The organism is Paraburkholderia sp. BGA-UO-ETr-F21, from assembly GCF_059567925.1.
Map to the genome: position 1 here is coordinate 375412 of NZ_JCAQOY010000007.1, position 24543 is coordinate 399954.

Below are 24543 nucleotides of genomic sequence, written 5' to 3' on the forward strand. Positions count from 1 at the left end.
CGCGAATGCCTCGAGCATGGTTCTGGAGTTATGCCCCGTGCAGCAGATACTTACAATCAGGACGATTTTTGAGATTCGTGGTCAGTACCGAGCCAATATGCGTCAGAAGAAACGCCTTCTCCGGGCGCATGCGTCTCCCGCGTATAAAACCGGATCCGTCGTTTGTCAGGATCTTCGACAATCAGCAACCATCCGACGATCCCCGTCAGCACGGGTGAATGCGGCACAGAAACGTCGGCAAAGTGCTGACGCCACGCTTCGAGTTCATCGCGTGTATCGACAGTCAGTGTGAGATGGTCCTGCCCCGCTTCGGCCGCCGCAGCCGTCGGCGACAACCTGATTTCGAGGTGGGTGCCGAGACCCTCGATTGCCAGAATGTACGCGAACAATTCCCCGTCGGGACGGCGATGGTCGAGTTCCCTCAGACGCTGCGCGCCGAGCGCGACCTCGTAAAATCGCAGGCTGCTTTCGAGATCGGAGACCGAAAATTTAAGGTGATGAATACCATCAATGGACGGACGCGTCATGGGAATTCCTTTTGGTTGAGGGCTGGATTAACGGCTACCTCGGCGGTGCGATTGGGACTCGCGTCCTTCGTGCCGCGTACCTGCAGTATGAGAAACAGGCCGGCGCTCGCCAGCAGCAGGAACACCGAACCGAGGATCGCGCCTTGATATGAACTTGTACGGTCGTGCACGATGGCGTAGCCAAGACCGCCCGCTGCCATGCCGGCATAGAAGAATGCGCCAAGCCAACCGTAGATAACACCGTAGTGGCGCAATCCGAAACAGGCCGCAATAAAGAACGACAGCAAGTCGAGCTCCGCGCCGATTGAGAAGCCAAGCAGTACCACGCCAAAGATCGCGCCCACGGTTTCGGGTCGGCCGAGCCAAATGGCTGCGCCGAGTGCAGCCAAAGTCAATACGCCCGCCGCAACACGCTTTGGGTGGCCCAAATCTAGCGTTCTTCCGATTACGACGCGACTGATGAGTACGGACCCCGCGAGCACCGAGAGTAACAACGCCGCGCGAGCGGGTGCGATCCCCTTTTCAATCACCAAAGACTGAGCTTGCGAAACGAAGCCGATCGTCGCTGCGCTGACGAAGAAAATCGCTATGCCGAGACACCAGAACGCTGTCGTGCGGGCCGCCTGACCGGCGCTCAGTCCTGTCTGCTCGGCAGCCAGTTCCGACGAATCTGACCGACGATTGCCGATGCAAAGCAGCGCGACGAATACACCTCCAAGAGTAAGCCAGCCCATCAGACGATAGCCGGATCGCCAGCCGCCGAGGGATAGGGTATGAAACAGCACTGCTGGCAGAATCATGCCAGCCGCCGCAATGCCAACCAACGCACAGGCCAGCGCTGCGCCCCGGCCGGCCACGAACCGAGCGGCGATCTGGCGAGTGTAGCTAATCGGTCCCGTCCCTGCACCGAACACATTGAGCAGTAGAATGAGAACGTAGAACTGGATGAGTTCGCCCGTCATGGTTGACAGACCAAGGTAGCAAAGCGCAACCGCCAGCGCAGATGCTGCAGCTATCCGGCGCACTCCATAGCGGTCAAGCAGCATGCCCACCAATGGCAGCACGGCCGCCGTCACCGGCAGCGCAACCAGCGACGCTGTTGACGCCGCTTTGCTCCAGCCGTACTGATGTTCGAGTGCGCGAAAGAAAAGGCTGGAGACCGGTGTATATGCGCCAATGCCGCAACCTAGTCCGATTGCAGCACCGGCAATGTCGCGCCATCCGTCACGCAGTTCGTTCTTGAAAGTAGTCATGGTCACACGATAAGTAACTGCCGCTCTCGATGCGAAGGCGTCGCGCGTCGGTTAGATGGATGGAAGCATTGGCTCGCACCGTTCCGAGGCCTGGATGGCATGCGTTACGCGAGTCGCTGCAACTTGCATGATTCGTCCAGCAAACTGGAACATTAAGCCCGAGTATCCCCCGGCGTCAGAGCGTTTCCAATCACACAATACTGTGACAGGGACGGCGATGCTGATAGTTCGATAGAAGCAACGTGGCCAATTGCACGCGGTTTACGGGAACTGCCTACGCTCCTGTATACCGACCCGGACGGTGGTTAAGCGCAATCACCATATTGAGGGCCACTGCGCCTGCGAGAGATGCCAGCAATACCACAGGCTTCACTAGGAATACGGATGCCAGCACAATGGAAATATCTACGGACATTTGCAGCTTGCCGGCACGAATCCCGTACTGCTCCTGCAGGAACAGTGCGACCACGTTGACCCCTCCCAGACTTGCCTGATGGCGAAAGAGTACGACGAAGCCCGTGCCCATGAGGACGCCCCCTAGTACCGCTGAATAGAAAAGGTTGAGCTTCTCGTACTGGACCAGGTATGGATGGGCCATCGAAAATCCGGAGACGAGCGCGGAAGCGATCAGAGACTTTCGTCTGAATCGCTTGCCCATTCGGCGTAGTGAGAAATAGCAGAACGGAAGATTGATGGTGAAAAAGACCGGCCCGAACGGGAGGCCGCTCAGATAGTGAATCAGAAAGGTCAGCCCCGCTGTGCCTCCGGTGAGCAGCCCCACCCTGCTGTACAGATTGATGCCTGTCGAGACGAGCAGCGCACCCACTATCAGAGCAAACGCGTCCTCGTACAGTCGATGCCGCAAAAGAGAAGCGGGCCGGGTGGAATGCGAGGGTTGAGCTGATGCCATCGTGAGCACGTCGGTGGCGAAAAGCCACGGCTATGGGCTGGACCAGCGATACGCGCGTCGCGGGATGCAAAACGCCTCAGTATCCGGCGATCACGCAAGGAGAATCACTTCATTTTCAACGGGAAACTGTGGTTTTAGAAGAAATCGACTGACTTTTCGTCAACGACCGGGGCAGCTCTTTCCGAAGTGCGCGCACGCTTCTGGTAGCGGTAGTCCCATCCCACATCAAGAACCGACGGGTGTGTGACTGCACTTCTTCAACGCAGGCGCGCTCGAGCCAACAACGCCCTCCCCTCGCTATTGAATCGGTCGTAGCGTCAGCGCGTTCTTCAGCGATTTCACACCAACCACCGCGCTGGCGACCTGTGCAGCAAGATCGCTTTGGGATTGCTCTGGAACCGAGCCTTCCAGCATTACGCAGCCATCGCGTGCACGAACCGTAAGGTTCGCAATATTCAACCCCTTCGTTTTCGCAAGCGCGCGCCGTACATTGCGCTGTAACGTACGGTCCGCTGCTTTGACTGTCTTCGTGCGCATTACTACAGACGACGCAGTCGGGGTCGCGTCGCCAGCGACTTCTGCGTTTGCACTGAAGGACACAAAGACCATCAGTGCTCCGAGGAAAAGCCTGTTCTTACGGATATAGTTCATATTTCTTCCTACCCCAGAAAACGTGTAAGGTTGGCGCAGCGGGACCTCCCGGTGCAGCACAATCGGCGCCGTCCAGCCTTCGCCGAATCCGGCGCTGGAAGGTTAGAAGAACGTTCGCATGCCAATTCGCACTGCAGTCTCGTGACCGTTGCTCGACGCCGGTACGGTAAGAAAGGCTGCATGAGCGCCACCGCTGGCGTTCTGATAGGCCGCACTTACGTAGACATCGGTGCGCTTTGACAAGGAATAGTCAAGCACAGCGCTCGTATTGCGCCATATTGCGGTGGACATTCTGGTGAAAGAGTAGCCGGCGCTGAACGCTAGCGCGGGCGTGAACTGGTATACCTCGCTGACTTCGTAGGAGCGCATTGTCACCGAGGTGCCGGGTGCGTCGATTGTGGTATCGGTGAACAGCGCACGCGTGGACGACGGCCCGGCCGTTACGCTGGCAGCCAGTTCAATATTCTGCAGGTTATTCGCGACGAACAATCCCCGCGGAAACGATGGCCCAAGGGACGTGCCAATCTGTGCGGATGGGTTAAGCGGCATGTCATGTACGTTGTTATATGCCGCCGCAACGCTGAATATGCCACCCGTGTACCTTGCGCCTGCAGCAACCGCACGACCGTTGCTCGCGCTAGCGGGCTGGCCTCCGAAGGCATACAGCAAACCCAGACTCAACCCGCCAAACGGCTCTACCGCATACTTCACTGCATTATTGATGCGCAAGGAACCACCGAGGTGATCGTAGTCGCCAGGGTGGAAACCAAAGGCACCAATGCGCGAACCCATCGAGAACAACGTGATGTAATCCCAAACGAAGTCGTACTGACGTCCCATCGTCAACGCGCCCCATCCGGAATTGGCAAGACCGACAAACGCCTGCCGCCCGAATATCAGGCCGCTTTGAGAAAAAGCGCCGGTATTTAGCGAGAATCCATTCTCCAAGGTGAAGATCACCCGGGTACCTCCCCCGATCTCCTCGCTTCCTCGAAAGCCAAAACGACTAGGCTGGATGATTCCGTCGTTAGCAACAACGTTGCTTTTCCCCCCGGCATTCGAAACGTAAGTTATGCCTGTATCAATCAGACCATACAGCGTAACTGAGCCTTGCGCCTCGGCGACTGTCGGCATGATGAGTAGCGCCGCGATCGGGAGTGCTGTCGAGAGGTAACTTTTCATGGGTGTCTCCAAACCAGAACTATTTTTTTTGTCGTATGTCGGCGAATCGGTGAGGCTGTCGGCGCCGTCAGGTTCCTTCAGACCCGACGTACGCGTACGAGAACAGCCACCGCGCAGCGACTTAGAGTTTTTTCGGCGGCGAAGTCACTTCTACTTCGAGAACGCCTACCTGCTCGATGGACGCTCTTATGCGATCACCTGGCTTGAGGAAGGCTCCGTACGAGACACCAGATCCGGCTGGTGCGCCGGTCAATACGACGTCGCCGGGCTCGAGCGTGATGAACTGACTGATCAGACTGAGTTGCTCATCGATCCGGTACAACATCTCGTTGGTCGTGGCGTCCTGTCGAGGCTGTTCGTTCACCCACAATTGCAGACGCAAACGATGCGGATCCTTGATCAGGTGGGCTGGCCGAATAACTGGTCCGAAGGGGCACATCGTGTCCTGGCACTTGCCTCGCATCAGATCCACCTTGAGCGGAGAATCCGGCTGCTGTATCCAGTCGCGCGCGCTCATGTCGAGGCCCACTGCGTATCCCGCAATCGCCTGCATGGCTTCGTCGCGACTCGCGTCGCTTAAGCGCCTCCCGATGACAACAGCAAGCTCAATCTCCCAATCGAGCTGGCGCGTTCTGGCTGACAGCACAACGGTCTTGCCGGGACCCACCATAGTGGTCGTTGGCGGCTTGAAAAAGAACGGCAGCGGCTCCCAGCGAGCAACCGGCAATCCCATCTCGGCAAGATGACTCGCGTAATTCGCACCTACAGCAACAACCTTGTTCGGAAACTGTATTGCCACGCCGAGCGTGACCTCGTCCGCAGCCAGGCCGAGCGAGGCTAGCGCGGGCTCTTCCACGCAACGCTCCGCAATCTGCGCAAGGTGCTCTATATGTGTGAACCAGTCAGAAAAAAGCGCTTTGACCTCCAGCGCTGGCAGATCGATCCCGCGCTGCTTCAAGACGTCAAAAGGCCAGTATTGACCTTCGATTTCCAGTGCGGCCATCGGGTCAGGCTTCATGACCGTAGCAATACCAAAATTCATCGTGGGCTTCCAGTTGGTGAATAGACCCGTCTTCGCGTAACGGTTCGCCTGGTGCCCATTATGGGAATCAGCTTGATGTCCCGAAATCACATAAACATGTGACGTCGGCTCGAACGCCTCGCGGCCAAACATGAGGTATCCGTTAGAATCGCCGGTTGCATTATCTGCTGCCGACAGCTTCGAAATGCATTCTGTTAGCGTTTCTCACAGGCCACAGTTCTCGACCCGGCCCGTCCGATGTCGAATCGATAGGGTCCCGTCGAGTACTGAGGGGACGCACTTCTTGCTAGACGAAAGGGGGCCCGCCAGACACGTAGTTCGAGATGACGACCGCGAGGCCAGACGAAATTGACCATAACGGAAATACCTTCTCGGCCAACCCAGCTTCAGGAGCGACGTTTGCCAATCGAGACGGTGCGCCTTGAAGGTGGCCGCCCGGAAGCCGTGAGAGACGCCACTGGCAGATCCGTTCTGCATCGCAAAGCGGTCCGATGAACGGTCGCGCCGCCGGAGCCGACCTGCCCGGCAACGAGGAACGCGCTAGGCGTCGGTAAAGATACGTTGTGATTCGCCGCGGGCGATTGCGATAGTCGAACGCAGCTCAGGATAAGTATCGCTTCGTTATTTTCATCACGGCGGCCGCGCAATGCGGCCGCGGCTGCGCTCATGCATTTACTTCGCCAGACCGTACCGCAATGCATCAGTTGCCTGCCGGATGGCAGCGCGGGTCGCCGGCGAGTCCGCCAATGCATTGAGCATGACAAAGTCATGGATGGTGCCAACGTAACGAGTCGCCGTGACCCTCACTCCCGCTTCAATGAGCTTTTTGGCATAAGCTTCGCCTTCGTCCCGAAGCACGTCGTTTTCATCCGTGATCACGAGCGCCGGCGGCAGTCCCTTAAGGCTCTCAATCGTTGCGCGAAGCGGCGAGGCCGTAACATTCTTCCGGTCCTCTACGTTCGGAGCGTAGGCGTTCCAGAACCATTCCATGGCAGGCTTGGTGAGTCACGGCCCGTTCGCAAACTCCTGATACGAACCGTCGTCAAAATCCGCATCCGTGACCGGATAAAACAGCACCTGATATCGAAGAGCCGGACCATGTCGCTGCTTCGCGAGCAGCGTCACCGCTGCGGTCATATTGCCGCCCACACTGTCGCCCGCCACTGCCATCCGCGACGGATCAACGCCTAATTCCCGTCCATGTTTAGCGACATATTCGGTCGCTGCATAAGCCTGCTCGACAGGAACCGGATATTTCGCTTCAGGTGAGCGGTCGTATTCGACGAACACAACAGCGACGTGGGCGCCGTTCGCAATCTCACGAATCAGCCGGTCATGTGTGTCGGCATCGCCCAAGACCCAACCGCCTCCGTGAAAGTACATGACGACGGGCAGCGGCCCTCCGGCATGTTCCGGCTTGACGATTCGAACCTTCACCGATCCTGTTGGCCCTACAGGCAAAGTGCGGTTCTCGATCCTGGCCGGAAGCTTTGCCGTCGGCCTGGACTGCACCTCCGCCAACAGGTTGCGCGCATCTCCCGGCGCGAGGGTGTAGATCGGGGGCCCTGACTGCGCCGCGAGCGCGTCGATGAAGCCTTGTGTTGTCGGTTCCAGAACAGGCGCCGCCCCAACCGACGTAGCGAACGCTGCACTCGCCATTGCCAAACAGACAGTAACCCGCGGCGTGATCATTTTCATTTTTTCTCCTCGTTGAACTGAACTGCGCGCCATCAGCCGTTCAAATTAGTGACCGGCGTACCCCGGAGTCAGATTATTTTTGACAGATGAGACGCCATCAACACCTTGGGCCACAGCCTCTGCGAGGACGATCTGCTGGTCATCGGGAACCGTACCGGCAAGCGTGACAGCCCCCTTGCGCGCGAGTACAGACAGGTTCGATACGTCAAGACCTTGAGTGTGTGTCAGCGCTACGCGAACCTTTTTTGCCAGCGCGCGGTTTGCGGCGCGTTCAGCTTTGCGCTCGGGACTGGCGAATCCAGACTTCGATGCGTGATCTTCGACCGGTGGCGAATAAGTAGAAACAGAAGCATGGGCCGCGACGCCGAAAGCGACATAGCTGATGCACAAGACAGATGCGATCGTCCTCTTCATTACAGACTCCATTGGGTTGTTGTTGCGAGAATGGTGGTAGGGGCCACTTTCAGAAAGAACCATTTTTCGCGCTCAATCATAGTCAGCTTATGTGCCGGCTTATATGACTTTTCTGCTAAAACACTTTCAAGGCTCCCCACGACGTACAGGGCGGCGGGCGCCGCGCTTCTTAACCAATACCAAGGCATAGGGTTCAAGACCTCTTTGGTCATTGCAATACCAACTGAGGCACGGTTTCTCGCGTTATGGCGATTGTGTACATTTCCGTGAGCGAGATTCGACACTAGCGTTTCGATATCGGAGCGACCGGGCATTAACCCGATCTGTTACCGCAAACGGCGGACTCTGGATCGACAGTCCAGTGCAATCAATAGAGCAACGAGGAGTAGCCAGAATGTCCGAGCAATATTTAACGAGCGCCAGCGGTGCACCGGTGGCAGACAACCAGAACTCGATGACGGCCGGCAGCCGTGGACCCGTCGTATTGCAAGACGTCTGGTTGCTGGAGAAACTGGCGCATTTCGACCGCGAAGTCATCCCTGAGCGGCGCGTCCATGCAAAAGGATCGGGCGCGTTCGGCACCCTCACGGTGACACACGACATTTCCCGCTTCACGAAGGCAGAGGTATTCGCCGAACCCGGAAAGGAGACACCGGTTTTCATGCGTTTTTCGACGGTAGCAGGCGAACGCGGCGCAGCTGATGCGGAGCGCGACGTGCGAGGTTTCGCGATCAGGTTTTATACCGACGAGGGAAATTGGGACGTCGTCGGCAACAATACGCCTGTGTTCTTCATTCGCGATCCTTTGAAGTTTCCGGACTTCATCCACACACAGAAACGCGACCCTTATACAAATCTGCGCAACAACATCGCAGCCTGGGATTTCTGGTCGCGTCATCCGGAGTCGCTGCATCAGGTAACAATCCTGATGAGCGACCGGGGTATTCCGAAGAACTACCGGCAGATGCACGGCTTCGGCTCGCATACTTTCTCGTTCATCAACGCGGCAAGCGAGCGCTTCTACGTGAAGTTCCACTTCAGGTCGATGCAGGGGATCGAGAACTACACCGACGACGAAGCCGCCCAAGTGGTCGCCGAAGACCGCGAGAGCGCGCAGCGCGATCTCGTGACGAACATCGAAGAGAGGAACTTCCCGCGCTGGAAACTCCAGATTCAGGTCATGCCTGAAAACGAAACGGTCACCTGCCGGTATAACCCGTTCGACATCACGAAGGTCTGGCCGCACGCCGACTACCCGTTAATCGACGTGGGCATGATCGAGTTGAACCGTAATGCGCAAAACTACTTTGCCGATGTCGAACAGGCGGCATTCACACCGGCCAATGTCGTGCCGGGCATTGGCTTCTCACCGGACCGCCTCCTGCAAGGCAGACTTTTTTCCTATGGCGACACACAGCGCTATCGTCTCGGCGTCAATCACCACCAGATTCCTGTGAACGCTTCGCGAGCGGCGGCGCTGCACCCGTTCCATCGCGACGGTGTTATGCGCGTCGACGGCAATCTGGGAGACGAGGTGAACTACGAGCCGAACCGCTTCGGCGACTTCACGCAAGACCTGAGCGTCGCCGAGCCGCCGCTCGAGGCGGGTCCCGTCGATCGCTACGACCATCGGGAGGATACGGATTACTACAGTCAGCCGGCACGGCTGTTCCGCCTTTTCGATGAGGGCGAGCGGTCGCGCCTGTTCGGCAACATTGCTCGCGCCCTCCACGGCGTTCCGCAGCAGATCGTCGAGCGAACTCTCACGCATTTTGAACGCATCGATCCGGCATACGCTAGTGGCGTTCGCGCCGCCATTTCCAGGCGCGAATAGCAACTGAGCCGTCCATACGGTGATGAACGCGCAAGCCGGGCTCAGCGCCGTGCCGCGATTGTTCTTATCATGAATCGGAGAATTGAATGAATAAAGTCCAGCATTACGACTATCTGTTTCTCGGCGGCGGCAAGGGTGGCAAGTCGCTCGCCATGGATCTGGCCCGAGCGGGAAAGCGCGTCGCGGTGATCGAGCGAGGGATGATCGGTGGATCATGTATAAACGTGGCTTGCATTCCTAGCAAGACCCTCATCCAGATCGCGCGCAACCACCACGCACGAAGTCTGGTCGACAAGGAGCCCGTATCGAAGACGGACATGGCCCAAGTGAGCGCCAGTGTCAAAGCCGTTGTGGACGGAATGGTCGATCTGAATCGCCGTGCGTTTGAGGACTCGGGACTACACCTCGTAACAGGCACGGGGCGCTTCGTCGGTTTGCGCAAGATTCTGGTCCAGACCGCCGACGGCAGCGAACAGCTGTTCGAAGGCGAGCGCGTCTATATCAACACTGGCACGTTCGCTACGATCCCTGATGTTCCGGGCCTTCGTGAGCTTCAGCCCCTCACCCATGTCGAAGCACTGAGACTGCCGGAACTGCCCTCGCACCTGATCGTGCTCGGCGGTGGCTACATCGGACTGGAGATGGCGCAGGCCTTCAGACGCCTTGGCAGCGATGTCACGGTGATCAACGACGGGCCGCGCCTCGTGATGCGCGAAGACGAAGACGTCAGCGTGGAAATCCTGCGAGCCTTCCAGGACGACGGAATCAACGTGAATCTCGATGTACGGCCTGTCGAAGCTCACGGCCGAAGCGGTGACACCGTGCGCATCAGGCTCAGTGACGAAAGCATGGTGGAAGGAACTCATGTACTCGTCGCCGCCGGCAGGACGCCGGCTACCCACATCCTGGACCTGCATCTTGCAGGTGTGGAATGCGATGAACACGGTTTCATCAAGGTCGACGACCGGCTAGCCACGACGGCGGAACGAACGTGGGCCATTGGCGAAGTCGCCGGCACGCCGATGTTCACCCACGCGTCTTTTGACGACTATCGTGTTCTCAAAGCCGGCATCGAAGGACACTCGCGAAGCGTCAGGTCGCGCACGATTCCCTATGCACTATTCATCGACCCCGAGCTTGGGCGCATCGGCATGAACGAATCGCAGGCCAGGGCGCGCGGCCTGCCTCATCGAGTCGCAAAACTGCCGATGGCGGCCGTGCCGCGTGCCCGCACCAACCGTGCGACGCGCGGGTTCATGAAGGCACTTGTGGATCCGGATTCCGGGCAGATTCTCGGCTTCACCATGCTAGGCTCGGGCGCGGGAGAGGTCACCACGGCTGTCCAGATGGCAATGCTCGGCGGCTTGCCTTATACGGCTTTGCGTGATGCGATCATCGCTCACCCGCTGATGTCCGAGGGACTGAACCTTCTGTTTGCAACCCTAAAGTAAATCCCATGAGCCGTCCTTCAGACACGGATGACCCGACCGGCAAGTCATCGTCGCAGCTGAGCCCCGAATCGGACGTACACACCTCGCGCCGTCAACAGAAGTACCCGGTGCTGACCGAAGCGGAAATTGCCCGGATTTCGCGATTCGGCGAAGTTTGCCATTGGCCCGATGGCAGTCGTATCTTCAAGGTCGCCGATCCGGGCTTTGGGATGTACGTGGTGTTGTCCGGCAGGATCAAGGTGACCCGTCGCGATGCGTTCGACCGGCAACTCGTGATCAACGAACAGGGCGTCGGCCATTTCGTGTCGGAAGTCGGGCAGATCTCGAGCGGCCGCTGCCTCGTTGACGGCGACGCAGCGGGCGACGTACACGCTATTCATGTGCCGCCGGAACGGCTGCGCGCGCTTCTGATCGCGGAAGCGGAGCTCGGCGAGCGGATCTTGCGCGCGCTGATCCTGCGGCGAGTGGGACTGATCGAAGGCGGCAGCGGGCTCATCCTGGTGACCAGGGCCAACAACGCGAGGCTCAATTCCTTGCAGAGTTTCCTCGCACGCAACAACGTTCCGCACACGGTGGTGAGCACGGCCTCCGACGGTGACATGGCGAAGTACGTCGGCCAATGGGCCGCTGACGATTCAGACTATCCCCTGGTCCTGAGCCCGAACGGCATCATCTTGCGCGCGCCGAGCGAATCCGAACTAGCCACCGCACTCGGCTGGCTCCCCGAGTTCGTTGCCGGCGAGGTGTTCGACGTCGCGGTGGTAGGCGCCGGCCCCGCAGGTCTCGCGACGGCAGTTTATGCCGCCTCCGAAGGACTGCGCGTCGCTGTCCTCGATCATCGCGCGCCGGGAGGGCAGGCTGGGGCCAGTGCCCGCATCGAGAATTTTTTCGGCTTCCCAACGGGAATTTCCGGGCACGCACTGACTGCTCGCGCCTTCGTTCAGGCCCAGAAGTTCGGTGCACGCATGGCAATACCCGCAGAAGTCGAGTCGCTCGACTGCGCGGCATCACCGCTCCGGCTGAGGCTTCGAGGCGGGGCCGAGATCAGCACGCGCACTGTGGTCATCGCATCTGGCGCGGCATACAGGAAGCCAGACATCCAGGGTTTGGAGCGATTCGAAGGCAAAGGCGCGTATTACTGGGTGTCGCCAGTGGAAGCCAAGGCATGCGCAGGCAAAGACATCCTTCTGATCGGAGCCGGCAATTCAGCGGGTCAGGCGGCCGTCTATCTCGCCTCGCACGCGCGACGCGTCAGCATGCTCGTTCGCGGACGAGACCTGAAGTCCAGCATGTCTCAATACCTGGTCGAGCGCATCGCGTCTCTCGGCAATGTCGACGTTCAATACAATACGCAGATCACTGCGTTGCACGGGGCGGAGAACCTCGAGTCCGCGGAAATCGTACACGATGGGCAATGCGCGGTTTTCCCGACCGAGCATGTATTCCTGTTTATCGGCGCATCGCCCAACACCGCATGGCTGTCCGGATGCGGTGTGCTGGTGGAACGCAGCGGCTTCGTTCTTACCGGGCCGGCGGCCTCGGCGCACGCGGCTGAACACGAGACAAGCGTACCGGCCGTATTCTGCGCCGGCGACGTTCGATTCGGCTCAACCAAGCGCGTGGCGGCAGCGGTCGGCGATGGCGCCGCTGTTGTCTCACAGATCCATCAGCATCTGGGTCGGTTAAGCATGCAAGCCTAGGCATACACGCCTACGCGCCGCACTCTTTCCCTGTTTCAATATCGGCGCAAAAGCGTGCGCTACGTTTGGGCAGCGCACGCTTTTTTCTGGAGCGTCCATGAGCGCACGCACAGTAGGCTGATGTCAGAAGTCTTCGAGAACGATATTCCCCAAGGCCCCGTTGCTTTCGATCAGCGTGTGCGCCTTCTGCAGATTGTCCGCGCCGATCGTGCCCATATGCTGCCCAGGCGGGCGAACAGCAGTTCCCACGCTGTGATACAGGTGAGCGGCAACGCCGCCGCTTCGGCAGCGGAAACCGACATGTGCCGGTGGCCCGCGATACGCTCGTCGTCCAACCCATAGGTAAACAAGCGGCAGGGCGCTGTTGCTTGCCAAGACGGCGATGCGCATAGCGCAGACCGGATACATCGGCATAACGCGTCTCAGCTTGGATGAAGCGATTGCAGTCACCGTTGGTTTCGTCCGGAGGCGCGCGCAGCGCCTCGTTTTTCAACCTTAGCTCAGGGTGATGTCATGCAGGTCGATGGACACGACGAGCGGCTCGGGCAAGGACTTTCCGTCAGGCGTTCGAGGATAAATGCGCCGCTTCGTGGGAAACCGGATTCCGGAGACGGTCGCATAGTCGGTAACGTAGTGCGCACCAGGCGTGTTGCCCGCGATCTCGACGTCGTAGTCGAGACGGCGAACCAGGTTGTCGTGCCCCACGTAAATAGCCTGGGCCTTGCTGAACACTTCCAGTTCGTCCGGGTAATCGATGCGTATTTTATGCCACTCCTCGCCCTGTTCGCTCCACACGCCCTCTTCTTCGCACTCCACGCCATCCCATGCGAGGACAAACGGAGTGTTGAGGTAGGTCCACATCGCGCAGCCCGCGAAGAATGCAAGTTGCAGCGCTTCCCACGGTGTCTCAAGCGTGTGGCCGTCAAACGAGGCACGCGGATTGTCGTGAGCTGCCACAACGCCGCCGCTTGTGTCCCGAAGAGCGATACGGCCGCCGGTGAATTCGCTGCGCGCCGCAAGCGCTCCAAACGGCGCGTGCGACGCCCATTGGCGGTCCGTGGCCACCGTAACCGTCGTCCGATCCAATGTGCCGGCGTGGCCCTTCAGCCCCCACAGCGCCCCGCCCTGTACGAGATCGGCGCGGACCGTGTGAAACTTGCGCCACTGTTCGAGGCCACCATGTGCCTCGATGATGGATTGCGCAATGACGTTCATGCTTGAACTCCAGTTTTATCGACATTCATCAATAGCACCGCACGAAAACGCACATCAGCGCGCATCATGCGATCGTAGGCAGCCTGTGCCTGTTCGAGTGGAAAGGTTTCAATCAGCGGGCGAATGTTTTGTAATTGGGCGAAGGCGAGCGTTTGCTCGTTATCGGTCACCGTACCGGTCAATGCGCCCACCACGGTACGCCCGCCGAATACGAGGTCGACGGCATTAAGCGCAATCGACTCGCCGGGGACAGCGACCACCACCAGCCGGCCTCGTGGCGCCAACCCGCGGACGGTTTCGGCCATGCCGGCACCAGTCGGCGCGGTGCCGAGCACCACCTTGGCGCCACCGAGTTGCTGCAGGGCCGCAGCAACGTCCTCGACTTTCGCGTCGACGTAGCGATGCGCGCCAAGTTGCGACGCCAGTTCGGCCTTGTCAGCGCCCCGCGCGATAGCGACGGTGTAAAAACCCATCTTGCGTGCGAACTGCACAGCGAGATGTCCAAGGCCGCCGAGTCCGTGGATCGCCACTACGTCACCAGCTCTCGCACCGGCATTGCGCAGCGCATTGAAGGTGGTGAGCCCGGCACACAGCAACGGAGCAGCCTCGGCTGCGCTCAGGTCGTCGGGCACACGGACCAGACCGCGCGCTTCGGCGAGCATGATTTCCGCATATCCGCCGTCGGTGGTCATCCCGGTAATGACCGGGTTCTGGCAGTTCACGATGTCGCCTTGCCGGCACGACGGGCAGGTGCGATCTTCGCCGGCAAGAAAGCCAACACCGACCCGTTGGCCTATGTTCCAGCCCTCGACGCCTTCGCCCAATGCCTCGATGCGGCCGACTACTTCGTGACCGGGCACGCGAGGGCGGGCGCCTTCGGCTGCCTCGCGCTCGACCGTGGCGCTATCGGAATGGCACACGCCGCAGGCTTCGACACGGATTCGGACTTGGCCACGAGCCGGTTGCTGAATCGGCCGCTCAACGAGTTGCAACTGGCCGGGCGCTTTGACGACTACAGCTCGATACGTTGATGGGAAGGTCATGTCTTGTTCTTCACTCACAAATTGAAATCGGACAGGGACGGACACGCGCGATCAGGGGGCGGCCTGCTCGTCGGATCTAACGAATGCGGCGATATGACTGGCAGAAGCCTCCGGGTACTCAAGCTGCGGCCCGTGCCCCGTGCGGGGTAGCGTCACGAGGTGCAAGGTCGGAAGCTGACCATTAAGTGCATACCAGTTCTCAACCGGGAACACGATGTCATGATCCGCGCCGAGATGAAGGACCGGAACCGACGTGGATTTCAGGGCATGGAGCACCGCATCCGCGGGGAACACCGGGTTCTGTGGGCCATCGCCGAGTTGCTGCCCTGCCCACTCGAATGGCACTGCGGGACTAACATCGTCAGTGCGTTCGGCGAGTCGTCTCGCCGAGCGTTCTGCCGCAGCGCGGCTGGCCGGGTCTGCGGGCTCGAAGAACAGCGTGACGAAGTCTTCGAAGTCGTTCTCGCGCCTGGCCAGCGTGTAGAACAGCGGCTCGCCGGGCTTAACGAGCGGACCCGGCGGCGTGGTCGCGATCAGCACGGCATGGCTCACCAGTTCAGGCGCTTTAGCCAGTACGATCTGCGCGGCCATACCGCCGACCGACCATCCGCCCATCACCACTTTGCCCAGCTTCAGTCCGACTACAAGGTCGATCGCGTCTCTCGCGAGCGACGCCGGGCTGTAGGTTCGCTCGCCCGTTGACTGCCCGAGGCCGCTGTAGTCGAAAGTCACGACCTCGAAGCCTCGCGCGGCGAGACTATCCAGAAACAGCGGATCCCACGCGTCCATCGTGCCCCGAAAGCGGACGCACAGCACGAGCGGTATCCCACTGCCAAATCTGCGATAGGCAAGTCGCCGACCCTCTACTTCGACGAACTGAGTCCTCGCACTATTGCTGGGCGATACGTTAGCCATGAATGTATGAGTCCTTATACGAAGTGTGAAAAACAAATACTGCCGGTGTTGATTGACGGCAATGCATCAGCGGCCCTGGCTACAGCCGTCTTCAAACGATCCGACCTGCGGCCTGTATTCGAACAGCGGGTAAGGCAACGAAATCACATGGCTGCCAGCGCTTTGTTGATCCATTGCGCAAGTTCTTCCGGATCGAAGGGCTTCTCAAGCACGCATAGCGCGCGGTAGACACCGGCTTCTTCACGACTGCGCACGGTCAGATGTCCGGTCACCAAGATGAAAGGCACCTCGCAAGCGTCGGCGCGTAACCGTGCAAGCAGTTCAACGCCGGTCATGCCGCTCATCTGTATGTCGCACACGACGCAATCGAACGGCGCTTCCCGCCCATGTGCCAGGAACAGTTCTGCCGATTCGTACGCGCGCGCTTGGCCTCCCATGGAACGGACGAGCGACTCCAACGACTGCCTGACGGACAGTTCATCGTCAACAATGCAAACAGTCATATCACGCACGGATTCTCTCGCCTGACGCCAAGCTCGCGGATCCGAGTCTTCAAGCGTCGCTCTGTCCGGCAGACTATCCGGAGAGCCCTGATAGCCACAACCATCCTCTGGTATCGCTGCACCGACCTGAGCTAGCATTCGCTGGCCCGCGGTCCGCCTCTGTCATGGCGCAGTTCCTGATAACATCTGCTCCCTAGCGGACGAAATGGATGGCAACGCCTGGATCGCCGCCGCGTGGATCATCCGATCCCAGTTCCAAGGCGTGTTCCTCCCACGCCTGCGCGGTTGATAGACCCGGTCGCCGCGTCCGATCGGCTCGCCCGTCAACGCACACGACGACCGCTTTCGCGCGGTCACGCAGCACCAGACCTGCTCGCCGATGTGCCCGCCGAGCGGATCGCTCCAACGAACACTGACCGTAGAGCTCGAAAGGACCTCGATCACACGAATCTGCGAGGCCACGCGCGCCGCCTTGTCTGGCGCGGCACCCTCCTGCACGGTGCCGACCCTTCTGCCCGGCCCGCGGAGCCAGGCAGTCGCGCCCTGGCATACAGCCGTCGCCCTCGATGGATCCAGCAGGCGCGTTAGCGCGCTTTCGAACACATCCTGCCCGGCATGAGTTGCTTGTGTCATTTGCACCTCGTCTAGCGCTCGTGGGATTCCGGGTTTGACCCACTCAAACCGCGGTACGCGACTCAAGCTGCTGCGGCGTGATCGAGATTGCAGGATGCGCGCCATTCGCCCGCATCAGTGCCGGCATGCGGCAAACCGACGAGCGCATCTGTCTTGAACCGGCTCGTCGCCCACTCGATGAATACACGTAACGACATCGGCACATGCCGGCGCTGCGGGTAAACCGCGGCGATCGGTAGCGGCGCTGGCCGGGCGTCCGCAAGCACTTCGACAAGCTCGCCCGCTCGAAGAAGCCGGTCAACCAGCGGCAGTCCGACCTGCGCAAGCGCGAGGCCGCGCGTCGCACAGTCGACGACAGTCTGCACGTCACCAACCAGCGTGCGCTCAGGCAGCCTCAGGGTTTGAGTTCCCGTTTCACCGTGAAAACGTGGATGGCGGGCGCTGCCGGAACGTCTCGGCGAGTGATGCACGAAGTCATGCTTATGCAATTGCGCGACCTCGCGCGGCATGCCGTTTCTTCTCAGATAAGCGGGACTCGCCACGGTGACTGCCTGGTATGATCCCACTCGTCGACATTGAAGCGACGAATCACGAAGATGACCGATCACGATCGCACAATCGATACCCTGCTCGATAAGCCGTTCGCCTTCTCCCCCAACTTCAATACGCAGATCGAGTTGGGAGTGCAGACACCGAAAGTCCGTCAGAGAGGGCAGCAGCACCGAGCCCGCTTCCTGATCGACTTCGATGTAGAGGCGACCTCGCACGAAGCGGCTTGTGCCGCCCAAATGCTCCTCCATCTCGCGCATCTGGCCCAGAATGGTCAAACAGTGCTTGTAGTACTGCGATCCTTCGGCGGTCAGCGACATGGACCTCGTCGAGCGCTGCAGGAGCATCACGTCGAGCCGCGCCTCGAGTTGCCGGACGAGGGTGCTCGCAGACGCGGCCGAAATGCCGAGTGACTCCGCCGCGTCGGTGAAGCTCCCCGCCCGGACGACATGCGTAAATACCGACATCGCGTGTAGAACACGATCCATGCTTATCTCCGGGGTTGCGCGACTTCATCAATGTTGAAATGAAGTCTAGTTGAAGGCGGCATCCCGCTCTATCAGTCCGTGGTCGAACGCTCCCTATACCAAGGTTTGCTTTGCGACAACCGCTCACCGGGACTTTCGAGGTAAGTTTCGTCCCGCGAAAAGCGCACAGCGCGTCGGCGTTCCGGCAAGCGTCGGCAGCGAGAAGACGCCAAGCAGCACACGCCTGCCCTCGGGTATAGTTGTGGCTACTTCGAACAACAGCCAGAGGCTGCGGCCCGTGAGCCAACTCCTCTTTTTTCGGCCATCCGGCCTGCGCCCAGCGCCGGGTTTCAGCATGTGCACAATGCGCCCACTGTCGACGGACAATGTTCCCAATTCTGATCGCGCCGCATCTGTCGGTCCGGCAAAGGACAATCTTTTTCGATCAGCGCCGATTCCAATCCTGATCGAAGACTGGTCGCGCATCTATCGCGCCATCAAAGATTTGCAGGCGTCTGGCATTACCAGTATCGACAGCTATTTTGACGACCATCCCGAAGTCGTGTCACAACTGCGTGCGCTGCACTCGTTCGTCGACGCCAACGATGCAGTCGTCAGTCTCTTCGAAGCGCAATCGAAAGCGCAGTTCTTCGAGCGGGTGAAGGTGCTATTGCCCGCTGACCGGATCAGCAACAGTGCAGTGTTTCGCGCCATGTTCGAGAACAAACCAGCATGCCGGGGCGAACGCACCCTGGTCACGTTCACGGGACGCGCCGTACCAATTATCTGGCGCTGCTCGCTGCCCCAAGACGAGAATGGTTATCGGCGGCTTCATTTCTACGCATTCGACGTCACCGAGCAAAAGGAAAACAGCGACAGGTTGGAGGCCATGCGCGCCGAAATGGCGCGAGCATCCCGCATATCGCTGTTCGGCGAAGTGTCGGCCTCGATCCTGCACGAGATCAGCCAGCCGCTCTCGGCTGCCCGCGCGTCCGCCGATGCATCATTGCGCTGGCTCACGCGCGATACGCCAGACGTCAGAGAAGCCGTGACTGCGATCCGCGACACGGCGCGTTGGGCACGTGACGCAAGCGAGATTTGCCGCAAGATTCGCGGCTTTGTTGGCAAGGTGCCGGTGCAATTGGTCCAGTTTCCGGCCGTGGAATCGGTGAACGCCGCGCTGTTCCTGATATCGCCCGAGGCCAACGCAAAAGACATACGTGTCGTCAGCGAGGTCGATCCGCAGGTCCACGTGTTTGGTGACCGGGTCCAGATCCAGCAGGTGCTCGCGAACCTGCTATTGAACGGCATTCACGCAATCGATTCGGGGCCTTCCACCGCACGAATACTCACGGCTACCGTCAAACCCGAGGCAAAAGAAGTCGTTTTCGAAGTGCGCGATACGGGGCCAGGCATCGACCCAACACGAATCGATGCGCTGTTTCAGCCCTTCTTTACCACCAAGCCCGACGGCATGGGCATGGGTCTACCTGTAGCGCGCTCTATCGTCGAGGCTCACGGGGGGCGCATCTGGGCACGAAGCGAGCGTGGAGGGGGGACCTGCTTTAGCTTTACACTTCCGGCGACTTCCGATCCTTCGAGGCTGGCCGCGTAGCGCCCCCACGGCTTCGTGTGAGCGCCGCAACGGATAGCTTGGCCACCTCGTCAGCACCAGTTGCGCGACGACGGCGCAACCCGCCGCAAGCATCACGTACCACGCGCTCCCGAGCGGATTGCCGCTCCAGCGCGTCAGACTCGCTGCGACGAGCGGTGCCGTACCGCCAAAGAGCGCGACGCCGGTCGCATAAGCGAGAGAAAGGCCGGTTGCGCGATGATGTGCCCTGAACTTTTGAAGGATCAGCGTGATTGTCGGACCTCCGCCAAGCGCAGAAAGGCCGGCGATCAACGCGATCATGAGCATCGACACGGTTTCCGAATGATGCGAGACGGCTACAGCAAAGGCAGGATAAACGACGAGCGCGGTTAGAACCCGCGATGCAATGAGCACGGCGTTCATGCCAACGACGTCCGCTAGCGCACCGCCGACAATCGATGCTGCCAGCGTGACCGCTCCGGTGACGCCCGTCGTGACGAATGATGCGGTTGCAGAAGGTACAGGACCGCCCAGCCCGAAGCTCGTGACGTAGATCACGATATAAGTCGGCACTGTGCCGCCCAGGATCAACAGGATAGAGAGAATCAGTGGCACCCCGCAATCGCATGCACGTACCTTACCGGCGGTCGCTTGTTTGACAGATTCGACGCGCGCCGCAGACTCAACGATCGACCTCCGTAGAAACAGTTGGACAGGAACAAGAACCGCGCCTAGCGCGAACGGTAATCGCCAGCCCCAATCGGCAAGTGCCAAGGGAGATAGCGCAATGGAGAGCGAAAGCCCGCACAGGCCGGTGGTCAATAGGGCAATGCCTTGTCCTGCCATCTGATAGCTTCCGAAGAGGCCCCCTCTTCCCGTTGGACTGCGTTCGATCAACAGCGCACTCGACGACCCCATTTCTCCGCCGATAGCCACGCCCTGAAGCATGCGGAACACGAGTATTAGAAACGATGCCAATACGCCGATCACTTCGTACGTCGGTGTGATCGCAATGCCAACCGTGCCGAGTGTGATCAGCGAGCCGGTCAGCAGCATGGCGGGCTTGCGCCCGCGCGTATCGGCATAACGCCCGATGATTGCACCGCCGACGGGCCGCGATAGATAGCCAACAGCGAAAATGACGAGCGGCAGAAAGGCGCTGTTCACCGCTGTCCCAGGCGGGAAGTACGCACGCCCGATAAAAGAGGCGAGCGTCGTGTACATGAAGAAGTCGAAGAATTCGAACGCGTTTGCGGCCAGGAGAGCCGCTATCTGAATCAGGCTTAGGCCAATGCCGGCCGATGGAGACGAGGCCTTTCCGGCGCCTTCAAATCGCAGATGCCCGCTTTGCGGCTGAATATCCATATTCAGGCCTTCGATGAAATATCTATGTGACGGCTATCGTGCACGGGCATTTGCACACCGATCGCCGCGGACTTGCGAACCAGATCGGCAAGCGAAGCGGCCTTCATCTTACGCATCACGGAAGCACGATGCAGTTTGATGGTGATCACACTTAGCCCGAGGTATGACGCAGTCTGCTTGTTGAGAGCGCCGCTTATCACATACGAGAGCACCTCGCGCTCGCGACGCGTCAAAAGAGCGAACGATTGTTGAAGCTGGTTGTTTGCGTTCTTCTGCGTTCTACGTTTTGCGTCGAACGATAACGCCAAATTGACGGCATCGATCAATTCCTGGTCTGCGAAGGGCTTGACCAGAAAATCGACTGCGCCTCCCTTCATGGCCGTCCGGCACACTTGCACATCGGCGAAACCGCTCATGAACACGATCGGGATTAGCGGACGGCCTTCGGTCTGCTGCTGGAATACGAGGCCGCTCTCGCCACGCAGACGGACGTCGAGCAGCAAGCAACTCTCGATATTCTCCCAACCCGCCGCCCTGAATTCAGCTGTACTGGCAAATGCGACGACGTGAAATCCCACCGAACGCAAGAGCGTGTCGAGCGCAGCCCGCATCGCTGGATCGTCGTCGACCACGTACACGATGGGAACGACATCTGCCTTGTTCTCCGTTTCTAGCATATCTTCCTCACCATGATCAGGGCTTGCGGACAAAATGTTTGACTACCTGGAGGTAGTCCATGTACTCGTAAAACGACCGCGTTCGAGCGGTTCGGCTCTATCCGAATTTGGGGAAACGCATCAATGCGACCATCAAGGAGTTGGGTTACCCCACAAAGAATGCTTTGAAGACCGGGCATCGTGAATACGAACAGCGTCATGATTTACTAACTGGTTATGTTCGTGCCACGCCGAGGTATTCGGCCGAACAGAAGCAGGCCGCCGTCGATCATTATCTAAGCCATGACCGTTGCGCTGCCGCAACCCTGAAGGCCTTGGGCTATCCGGTTCGCAGGCCGCTTGAAACCTGGATTAAAGAACTGTGTCGCGAAATCCGAAAACGCCTTGTCGGCAAAGTAGCTCGTATCGTTCCGAAATCGCTGACGGTCAAACAGGCCAGCAGTCATCGAATTGTGCGCCAGAGACGAAAGCGCGCCCGGGGTTGCCCAGAAAACAAGCGTGAGCGGGCCGATGCTGTACAACTTCAAGAATCAGCTACTCGGTCGAGAGGTTCCAGCGTCCATGAAACGCCAGAAGAATCCAGCGCCGGACATTGGGCGTGCTGAACTGGAACGACAGGTGGAATTGCTTCGACCCGACATGCAATGGTTGCGGCTCGAGCGCGACATCCTCACGAAGGCGAACGGACCGGGAAAAAAAGGAATGGGTATCTACCCCCAACCTTGCACAAGTTCAAGGTCGAAGTCGCGAAAGGCATTGCGATTGATCTCCACCGCACCGTCGACCACGGCTTTTATACGCGACGATACGTTCGCCATGATTGCGGACGCACCATCCTGTTGATGAGGGATGTGTTCAGTGCGCGCTGTTTGGGTCGACGTCTTGCCCGGTATGCACGCAACCTTGATGCACGAACCGCCGATCACGCCTCGGTCAATCACTGCAGCCTTGCGGCCCTCCTGCGCTAGTTCCATAGCCAGAGTCTTTCCGCCCTTGCCACAGCCAAAAAATACATGCTCGAAGTGCTCGATCGTTGCCATCGCGAATTTCCCTTTTTCCGTCAATTGAAATCGCCCGGTAGGGCAGCACCTTGAAAGTGCGGAATAGTAGCCCCGCGTATTGCACGCCAAACCCTCGCTGGCGGCGCCTATGCTTGAGCGACCGCGCGCTCCAGATGACGATGAATCTGCGCAACAACGGCAGCACCATCGCCCACAGCCGCAGCAACTCGTTTGGTCGAGCCGGATCGGACATCTCCCGCGCAGAACACACCAGGCACACTTGTTTCGTGCTCTTGCGCCCCGGGTCCGGCGGCCTCACCTGTACGCACGAAGCCGTTCTCATCGACGACGACGCCGCAGCCGCCAAGCCACGCGGTGTTAGGAGAAGCACCCGTAAATAAGAACACGTGTTCTGCAAGTAAGGTTGATCGCTGAGTCCCGGTTAAGACCTCCACTTCGTTGATCGTCTTACCACCCCTAAGGGCGGTAATTTGACTGCCATGCATCACAACGACATTGTCCAAAGCGGCAATGCGATCGATTAGATACTGCGACATACTGGCTTTAAGGCTTTTTCCGCGTACTAGCATAGAGACTCGCCGCGCCCGCGACGCGAGGAACACGGCGGCCTGCCCCGCGGAATTCCCGCCGCCGACCAACAATACGTCTTGCCCTGCACAGAGCTTTGCCTCGACGGGCGAAGCCCAATAATACGTCCCTCTTCCCTCGAAGCGTTCCAGGCCCTGAATGTCCGGCTTGCGGTACGCAGCGCCCGAGGCGATAACAATAGTTCTCGAGCGGATGGTGACGGCGGAGGACAAGCGCAGCGTGAACGGCGTCGTGCCGCAATCAAGACTCTCCACCTGAGCAGGAATTGCTACGTCGGCTCCAAATTTTTGTGCCTGTACGTATGCGCGTCCGGTGAGCGCGTGTCCGGAAATCCCTGTCGGGAACCCAAAGAAATTTTCGATGCGAGCACTGGCGCCTGCCTGTCCTCCTGGAGCACTATGATCGAGCACTATGACTCGCAACCCTTCGGACGCGGCGTAGACGGCCGTCGCCAAACCCGCTGGACCAGCTCCAACGATTGCAACGTCATAAACATAATCCGGATCGAGATCAGGCAGCCACCCTAAAGCTTTGGCAAGATCCACTTCATCAGGCGCTCGTAAGATAGTGCCGTTTGGATGCAACACGAGCGGGTAGTCCGAGTCATCTCGTACCCACTTTGCTACGTAGCTGGCGGTCTCGTCATCCTCCGACGAGGCGCCGATGACCGCATGGGGAACGTTGTTACGGCGCAGGAAGCTTTGCAAAGCGTGGAGGCGAGCGTTATGTGGCTTGCTCACTATAACGATCCCATCGCCGCGCTCGATGAGAGCGACCCGTCGAAGGATGAGAGCCCGCATAATGCGCTCGCCCAACTCCGCTTCGGCGATTAGAAGCGCTCGGAGTTGCTCAGGGAGGATGTGAATTGCCGACACGGCGCCGACCGCATCACCGTCCACTATGCATCGTCCTCCAGATAGCTGCCCGACTTCCGCAACGAATTGTCCCGGACCATTTTCGCTAACGACGGCATGACGCCCGAACGCGTCGCGGCTAGTCACGCGAATCATCCCGCGCAATACTACGCACATCCCAAATCCTGGCGCACCGACTTCAAAAATCCGTTCCGATGTCCAGGAACGAACGGTGCCGTATTCACGCACTCGTGCTATCTCGCCATCGGTCAGCTGTGGATACTTCTGTTCATGACGGTCGGTAGCTGGCGCTAACCATGTCGAGTTGGTCATTTGCATTCCTGCGGTTACGTAAGCGATGGCAAAGATCCACGCTGATGATAGGACTATCCGTTGCGTCAACACCGAGCGCTGTTGTGCCGAACGCACGGGCAACACTTACGCAAAGCCGCATGA

The 24543-nt window shown here is 59.3% G+C and carries 20 protein-coding genes and 4 pseudogenes; 5 read left to right on the plus strand and 19 right to left on the minus strand.

Going from position 1 to position 24543, the window contains the following annotated elements; genetic code table 11:
- Positions 1–56: 56 nt before the first annotated feature.
- From AC57B1_RS06560 to AC57B1_RS06595, 8 genes and pseudogenes are all read right to left on the minus strand, one after another.
- Positions 57–527, minus strand: a complete 471-nt coding sequence (locus AC57B1_RS06560) for a VOC family protein (protein ID WP_408186869.1) — start codon at positions 525–527, stop codon at positions 57–59.
- On the minus strand, positions 524–1780 hold the full coding sequence (locus AC57B1_RS06565; RefSeq protein WP_496417009.1) for an MFS transporter: 1257 nt from the start codon (positions 1778–1780) through the stop codon (positions 524–526). Before AC57B1_RS06565 ends, AC57B1_RS06560 begins: the two co-directional genes overlap by 4 nt.
- 274 nt (positions 1781–2054) lie before the next feature.
- Positions 2055–2690: a YitT family protein gene (locus tag AC57B1_RS06570; RefSeq protein ID WP_496417010.1), complete on the minus strand. Its 636-nt coding sequence runs from the start codon at positions 2688–2690 to the stop codon at positions 2055–2057.
- 297 nt (positions 2691–2987) lie between these two features.
- Positions 2988–3341 (minus strand): BON domain-containing protein, encoded by a 354-nt coding sequence (locus AC57B1_RS06575; RefSeq protein WP_408186872.1) that lies wholly within the window; start codon positions 3339–3341, stop codon positions 2988–2990.
- A gap of 102 nt (positions 3342–3443) precedes the next feature.
- Positions 3444–4523 (minus strand): porin, encoded by a 1080-nt coding sequence (locus AC57B1_RS06580; protein ID WP_408492082.1) that lies wholly within the window; start codon positions 4521–4523, stop codon positions 3444–3446.
- A 121-nt stretch (positions 4524–4644) separates the two neighbouring features.
- Positions 4645–5697 carry a fumarylacetoacetate hydrolase family protein gene (locus AC57B1_RS06585; RefSeq protein ID WP_496417011.1) on the minus strand — a complete coding sequence of 351 codons (1053 nt, stop codon included), beginning with the start codon at positions 5695–5697 and terminating at the stop codon, positions 4645–4647.
- 540 nt (positions 5698–6237) lie between these two features.
- Positions 6238–7263, minus strand: a pseudogene (locus tag AC57B1_RS06590) (alpha/beta hydrolase).
- Between the two features lie 45 nt (positions 7264–7308).
- Positions 7309–7677, minus strand: a complete 369-nt coding sequence (locus tag AC57B1_RS06595; RefSeq protein WP_408186875.1) for a BON domain-containing protein — start codon at positions 7675–7677, stop codon at positions 7309–7311.
- A gap of 394 nt (positions 7678–8071) precedes the next feature.
- Between AC57B1_RS06595 and AC57B1_RS06600 the strand changes: the two genes are divergently transcribed.
- The 3 genes from AC57B1_RS06600 to AC57B1_RS06610 all read left to right on the plus strand — a co-directional run bounded on the left by AC57B1_RS06600 (position 8072) and on the right by AC57B1_RS06610 (position 12662).
- On the plus strand, positions 8072–9511 hold the full coding sequence (locus AC57B1_RS06600) for a catalase (RefSeq protein WP_408186893.1): 1440 nt from the start codon (positions 8072–8074) through the stop codon (positions 9509–9511).
- Between the two features lie 86 nt (positions 9512–9597).
- Complete coding sequence (locus AC57B1_RS06605; RefSeq protein WP_496417012.1) at positions 9598–10962, plus strand: FAD-dependent oxidoreductase; 1365 nt, start codon at positions 9598–9600, stop codon at positions 10960–10962.
- 5 nt (positions 10963–10967) lie between these two features.
- Positions 10968–12662: an FAD-dependent oxidoreductase gene (locus tag AC57B1_RS06610; RefSeq protein WP_496417013.1), complete on the plus strand. Its 1695-nt coding sequence runs from the start codon at positions 10968–10970 to the stop codon at positions 12660–12662.
- A gap of 221 nt (positions 12663–12883) precedes the next feature.
- Here AC57B1_RS06610 and AC57B1_RS06615 read toward each other — a convergent pair.
- The 7 genes and pseudogenes from AC57B1_RS06615 to AC57B1_RS06645 all read right to left on the minus strand — a co-directional run.
- Positions 12884–12997: pseudogene (locus AC57B1_RS06615) on the minus strand (zinc-binding alcohol dehydrogenase family protein); the annotation flags it as partial.
- Between the two features lie 160 nt (positions 12998–13157).
- The gene (locus AC57B1_RS06620; protein ID WP_408186878.1) at positions 13158–13877 is read right to left on the minus strand and encodes a hypothetical protein; all 720 of its coding nucleotides are present in this window, start codon (positions 13875–13877) and stop codon (positions 13158–13160) included.
- Entirely contained in the window at positions 13874–14920 is a 1047-nt protein-coding gene (locus AC57B1_RS06625) for an alcohol dehydrogenase (protein WP_408492076.1), read from the minus strand. The genes AC57B1_RS06620 and AC57B1_RS06625 overlap by 4 nt, the downstream gene beginning before the upstream one ends.
- Before the next feature lie 51 nt (positions 14921–14971).
- Positions 14972–15835, minus strand: coding sequence for an alpha/beta fold hydrolase (locus tag AC57B1_RS06630; protein ID WP_496417014.1), 864 nt, complete (start codon positions 15833–15835; stop codon positions 14972–14974).
- 143 nt (positions 15836–15978) lie between these two features.
- A complete protein-coding gene (locus AC57B1_RS06635) occupies positions 15979–16338 on the minus strand; it encodes a response regulator transcription factor (protein WP_408186894.1) in 360 nt (119 codons plus the stop codon).
- A gap of 162 nt (positions 16339–16500) precedes the next feature.
- Complete coding sequence (locus AC57B1_RS06640; RefSeq protein ID WP_496417015.1) at positions 16501–17076, minus strand: DUF3331 domain-containing protein; 576 nt, start codon at positions 17074–17076, stop codon at positions 16501–16503.
- Positions 17034–18008, minus strand: a complete 975-nt coding sequence (locus tag AC57B1_RS06645) for a LysR family transcriptional regulator (RefSeq protein ID WP_408186882.1) — start codon at positions 18006–18008, stop codon at positions 17034–17036. Before AC57B1_RS06645 ends, AC57B1_RS06640 begins: the two co-directional genes overlap by 43 nt.
- A gap of 277 nt (positions 18009–18285) precedes the next feature.
- Here AC57B1_RS06645 and AC57B1_RS06650 point away from each other — a divergent pair, with 277 nt between their 5' ends.
- Positions 18286–19602 carry a sensor histidine kinase gene (locus AC57B1_RS06650; protein ID WP_408186883.1) on the plus strand — a complete coding sequence of 439 codons (1317 nt, stop codon included), beginning with the start codon at positions 18286–18288 and terminating at the stop codon, positions 19600–19602.
- A gap of 174 nt (positions 19603–19776) precedes the next feature.
- Here the strand turns inward: AC57B1_RS06650 and AC57B1_RS06655 are convergent.
- Together AC57B1_RS06655 and AC57B1_RS06660 are read right to left on the minus strand one after the other, a co-directional pair.
- Positions 19777–20946, minus strand: a pseudogene (locus AC57B1_RS06655) (MFS transporter); the annotation flags it as partial.
- A gap of 2 nt (positions 20947–20948) precedes the next feature.
- Entirely contained in the window at positions 20949–21623 is a 675-nt protein-coding gene (locus tag AC57B1_RS06660) for a response regulator transcription factor (protein WP_408186895.1), read from the minus strand.
- Positions 21624–21730: 107 nt separating this feature from the next.
- Between AC57B1_RS06660 and AC57B1_RS06665 the strand changes: the two are divergent.
- Positions 21731–22370: pseudogene (locus AC57B1_RS06665) on the plus strand (IS3 family transposase); the annotation flags it as partial.
- Here AC57B1_RS06665 and AC57B1_RS06670 read toward each other — a convergent pair.
- Together AC57B1_RS06670 and AC57B1_RS06675 are read right to left on the minus strand one after the other, a co-directional pair.
- A complete protein-coding gene (locus AC57B1_RS06670) occupies positions 22334–22663 on the minus strand; it encodes a hypothetical protein (protein ID WP_496417047.1) in 330 nt (109 codons plus the stop codon). The pseudogene AC57B1_RS06665 and the gene AC57B1_RS06670 sit on opposite strands and share 37 nt — an antisense overlap.
- A gap of 107 nt (positions 22664–22770) precedes the next feature.
- The gene (locus tag AC57B1_RS06675; protein ID WP_496417016.1) at positions 22771–24420 is read right to left on the minus strand and encodes an FAD-dependent oxidoreductase; all 1650 of its coding nucleotides are present in this window, start codon (positions 24418–24420) and stop codon (positions 22771–22773) included.
- Positions 24421–24543: the final 123 nt, after the last annotated feature.

What these genes read in the sequence shown, in the direction of transcription:
- AC57B1_RS06560 (WP_408186869.1), bottom strand. Translation starts at nt 527, where the DNA reads ATGACGCGTCCGTCCATTGATGGTATTCATCACCTTAAATTTTCGGTC.
- AC57B1_RS06565 (WP_496417009.1), bottom strand. Translation starts at nt 1,780, where the DNA reads ATGACTACTTTCAAGAACGAACTGCGTGACGGATGGCGCGACATTGCC.
- AC57B1_RS06570 (WP_496417010.1), bottom strand. Translation starts at nt 2,690, where the DNA reads ATGGCATCAGCTCAACCCTCGCATTCCACCCGGCCCGCTTCTCTTTTG.
- AC57B1_RS06575 (WP_408186872.1), bottom strand. Translation starts at nt 3,341, where the DNA reads ATGAACTATATCCGTAAGAACAGGCTTTTCCTCGGAGCACTGATGGTC.
- AC57B1_RS06580 (WP_408492082.1), bottom strand. Translation starts at nt 4,523, where the DNA reads ATGAAAAGTTACCTCTCGACAGCACTCCCGATCGCGGCGCTACTCATC.
- AC57B1_RS06585 (WP_496417011.1), bottom strand. Translation starts at nt 5,697, where the DNA reads ATGTTTGGCCGCGAGGCGTTCGAGCCGACGTCACATGTTTATGTGATT.
- AC57B1_RS06595 (WP_408186875.1), bottom strand. Translation starts at nt 7,677, where the DNA reads ATGAAGAGGACGATCGCATCTGTCTTGTGCATCAGCTATGTCGCTTTC.
- AC57B1_RS06600 (WP_408186893.1), top strand. Translation starts at nt 8,072, where the DNA reads ATGTCCGAGCAATATTTAACGAGCGCCAGCGGTGCACCGGTGGCAGAC.
- AC57B1_RS06605 (WP_496417012.1), top strand. Translation starts at nt 9,598, where the DNA reads ATGAATAAAGTCCAGCATTACGACTATCTGTTTCTCGGCGGCGGCAAG.
- AC57B1_RS06610 (WP_496417013.1), top strand. Translation starts at nt 10,968, where the DNA reads ATGAGCCGTCCTTCAGACACGGATGACCCGACCGGCAAGTCATCGTCG.
- AC57B1_RS06620 (WP_408186878.1), bottom strand. Translation starts at nt 13,877, where the DNA reads ATGAACGTCATTGCGCAATCCATCATCGAGGCACATGGTGGCCTCGAA.
- AC57B1_RS06625 (WP_408492076.1), bottom strand. Translation starts at nt 14,920, where the DNA reads ATGACCTTCCCATCAACGTATCGAGCTGTAGTCGTCAAAGCGCCCGGC.
- AC57B1_RS06630 (WP_496417014.1), bottom strand. Translation starts at nt 15,835, where the DNA reads ATGGCTAACGTATCGCCCAGCAATAGTGCGAGGACTCAGTTCGTCGAA.
- AC57B1_RS06635 (WP_408186894.1), bottom strand. Translation starts at nt 16,338, where the DNA reads ATGACTGTTTGCATTGTTGACGATGAACTGTCCGTCAGGCAGTCGTTG.
- AC57B1_RS06640 (WP_496417015.1), bottom strand. Translation starts at nt 17,076, where the DNA reads ATGGCGCGCATCCTGCAATCTCGATCACGCCGCAGCAGCTTGAGTCGC.
- AC57B1_RS06645 (WP_408186882.1), bottom strand. Translation starts at nt 18,008, where the DNA reads ATGGATCGTGTTCTACACGCGATGTCGGTATTTACGCATGTCGTCCGG.
- AC57B1_RS06660 (WP_408186895.1), bottom strand. Translation starts at nt 21,623, where the DNA reads ATGCTAGAAACGGAGAACAAGGCAGATGTCGTTCCCATCGTGTACGTG.
- AC57B1_RS06670 (WP_496417047.1), bottom strand. Translation starts at nt 22,663, where the DNA reads ATGGCAACGATCGAGCACTTCGAGCATGTATTTTTTGGCTGTGGCAAG.
- AC57B1_RS06675 (WP_496417016.1), bottom strand. Translation starts at nt 24,420, where the DNA reads ATGACCAACTCGACATGGTTAGCGCCAGCTACCGACCGTCATGAACAG.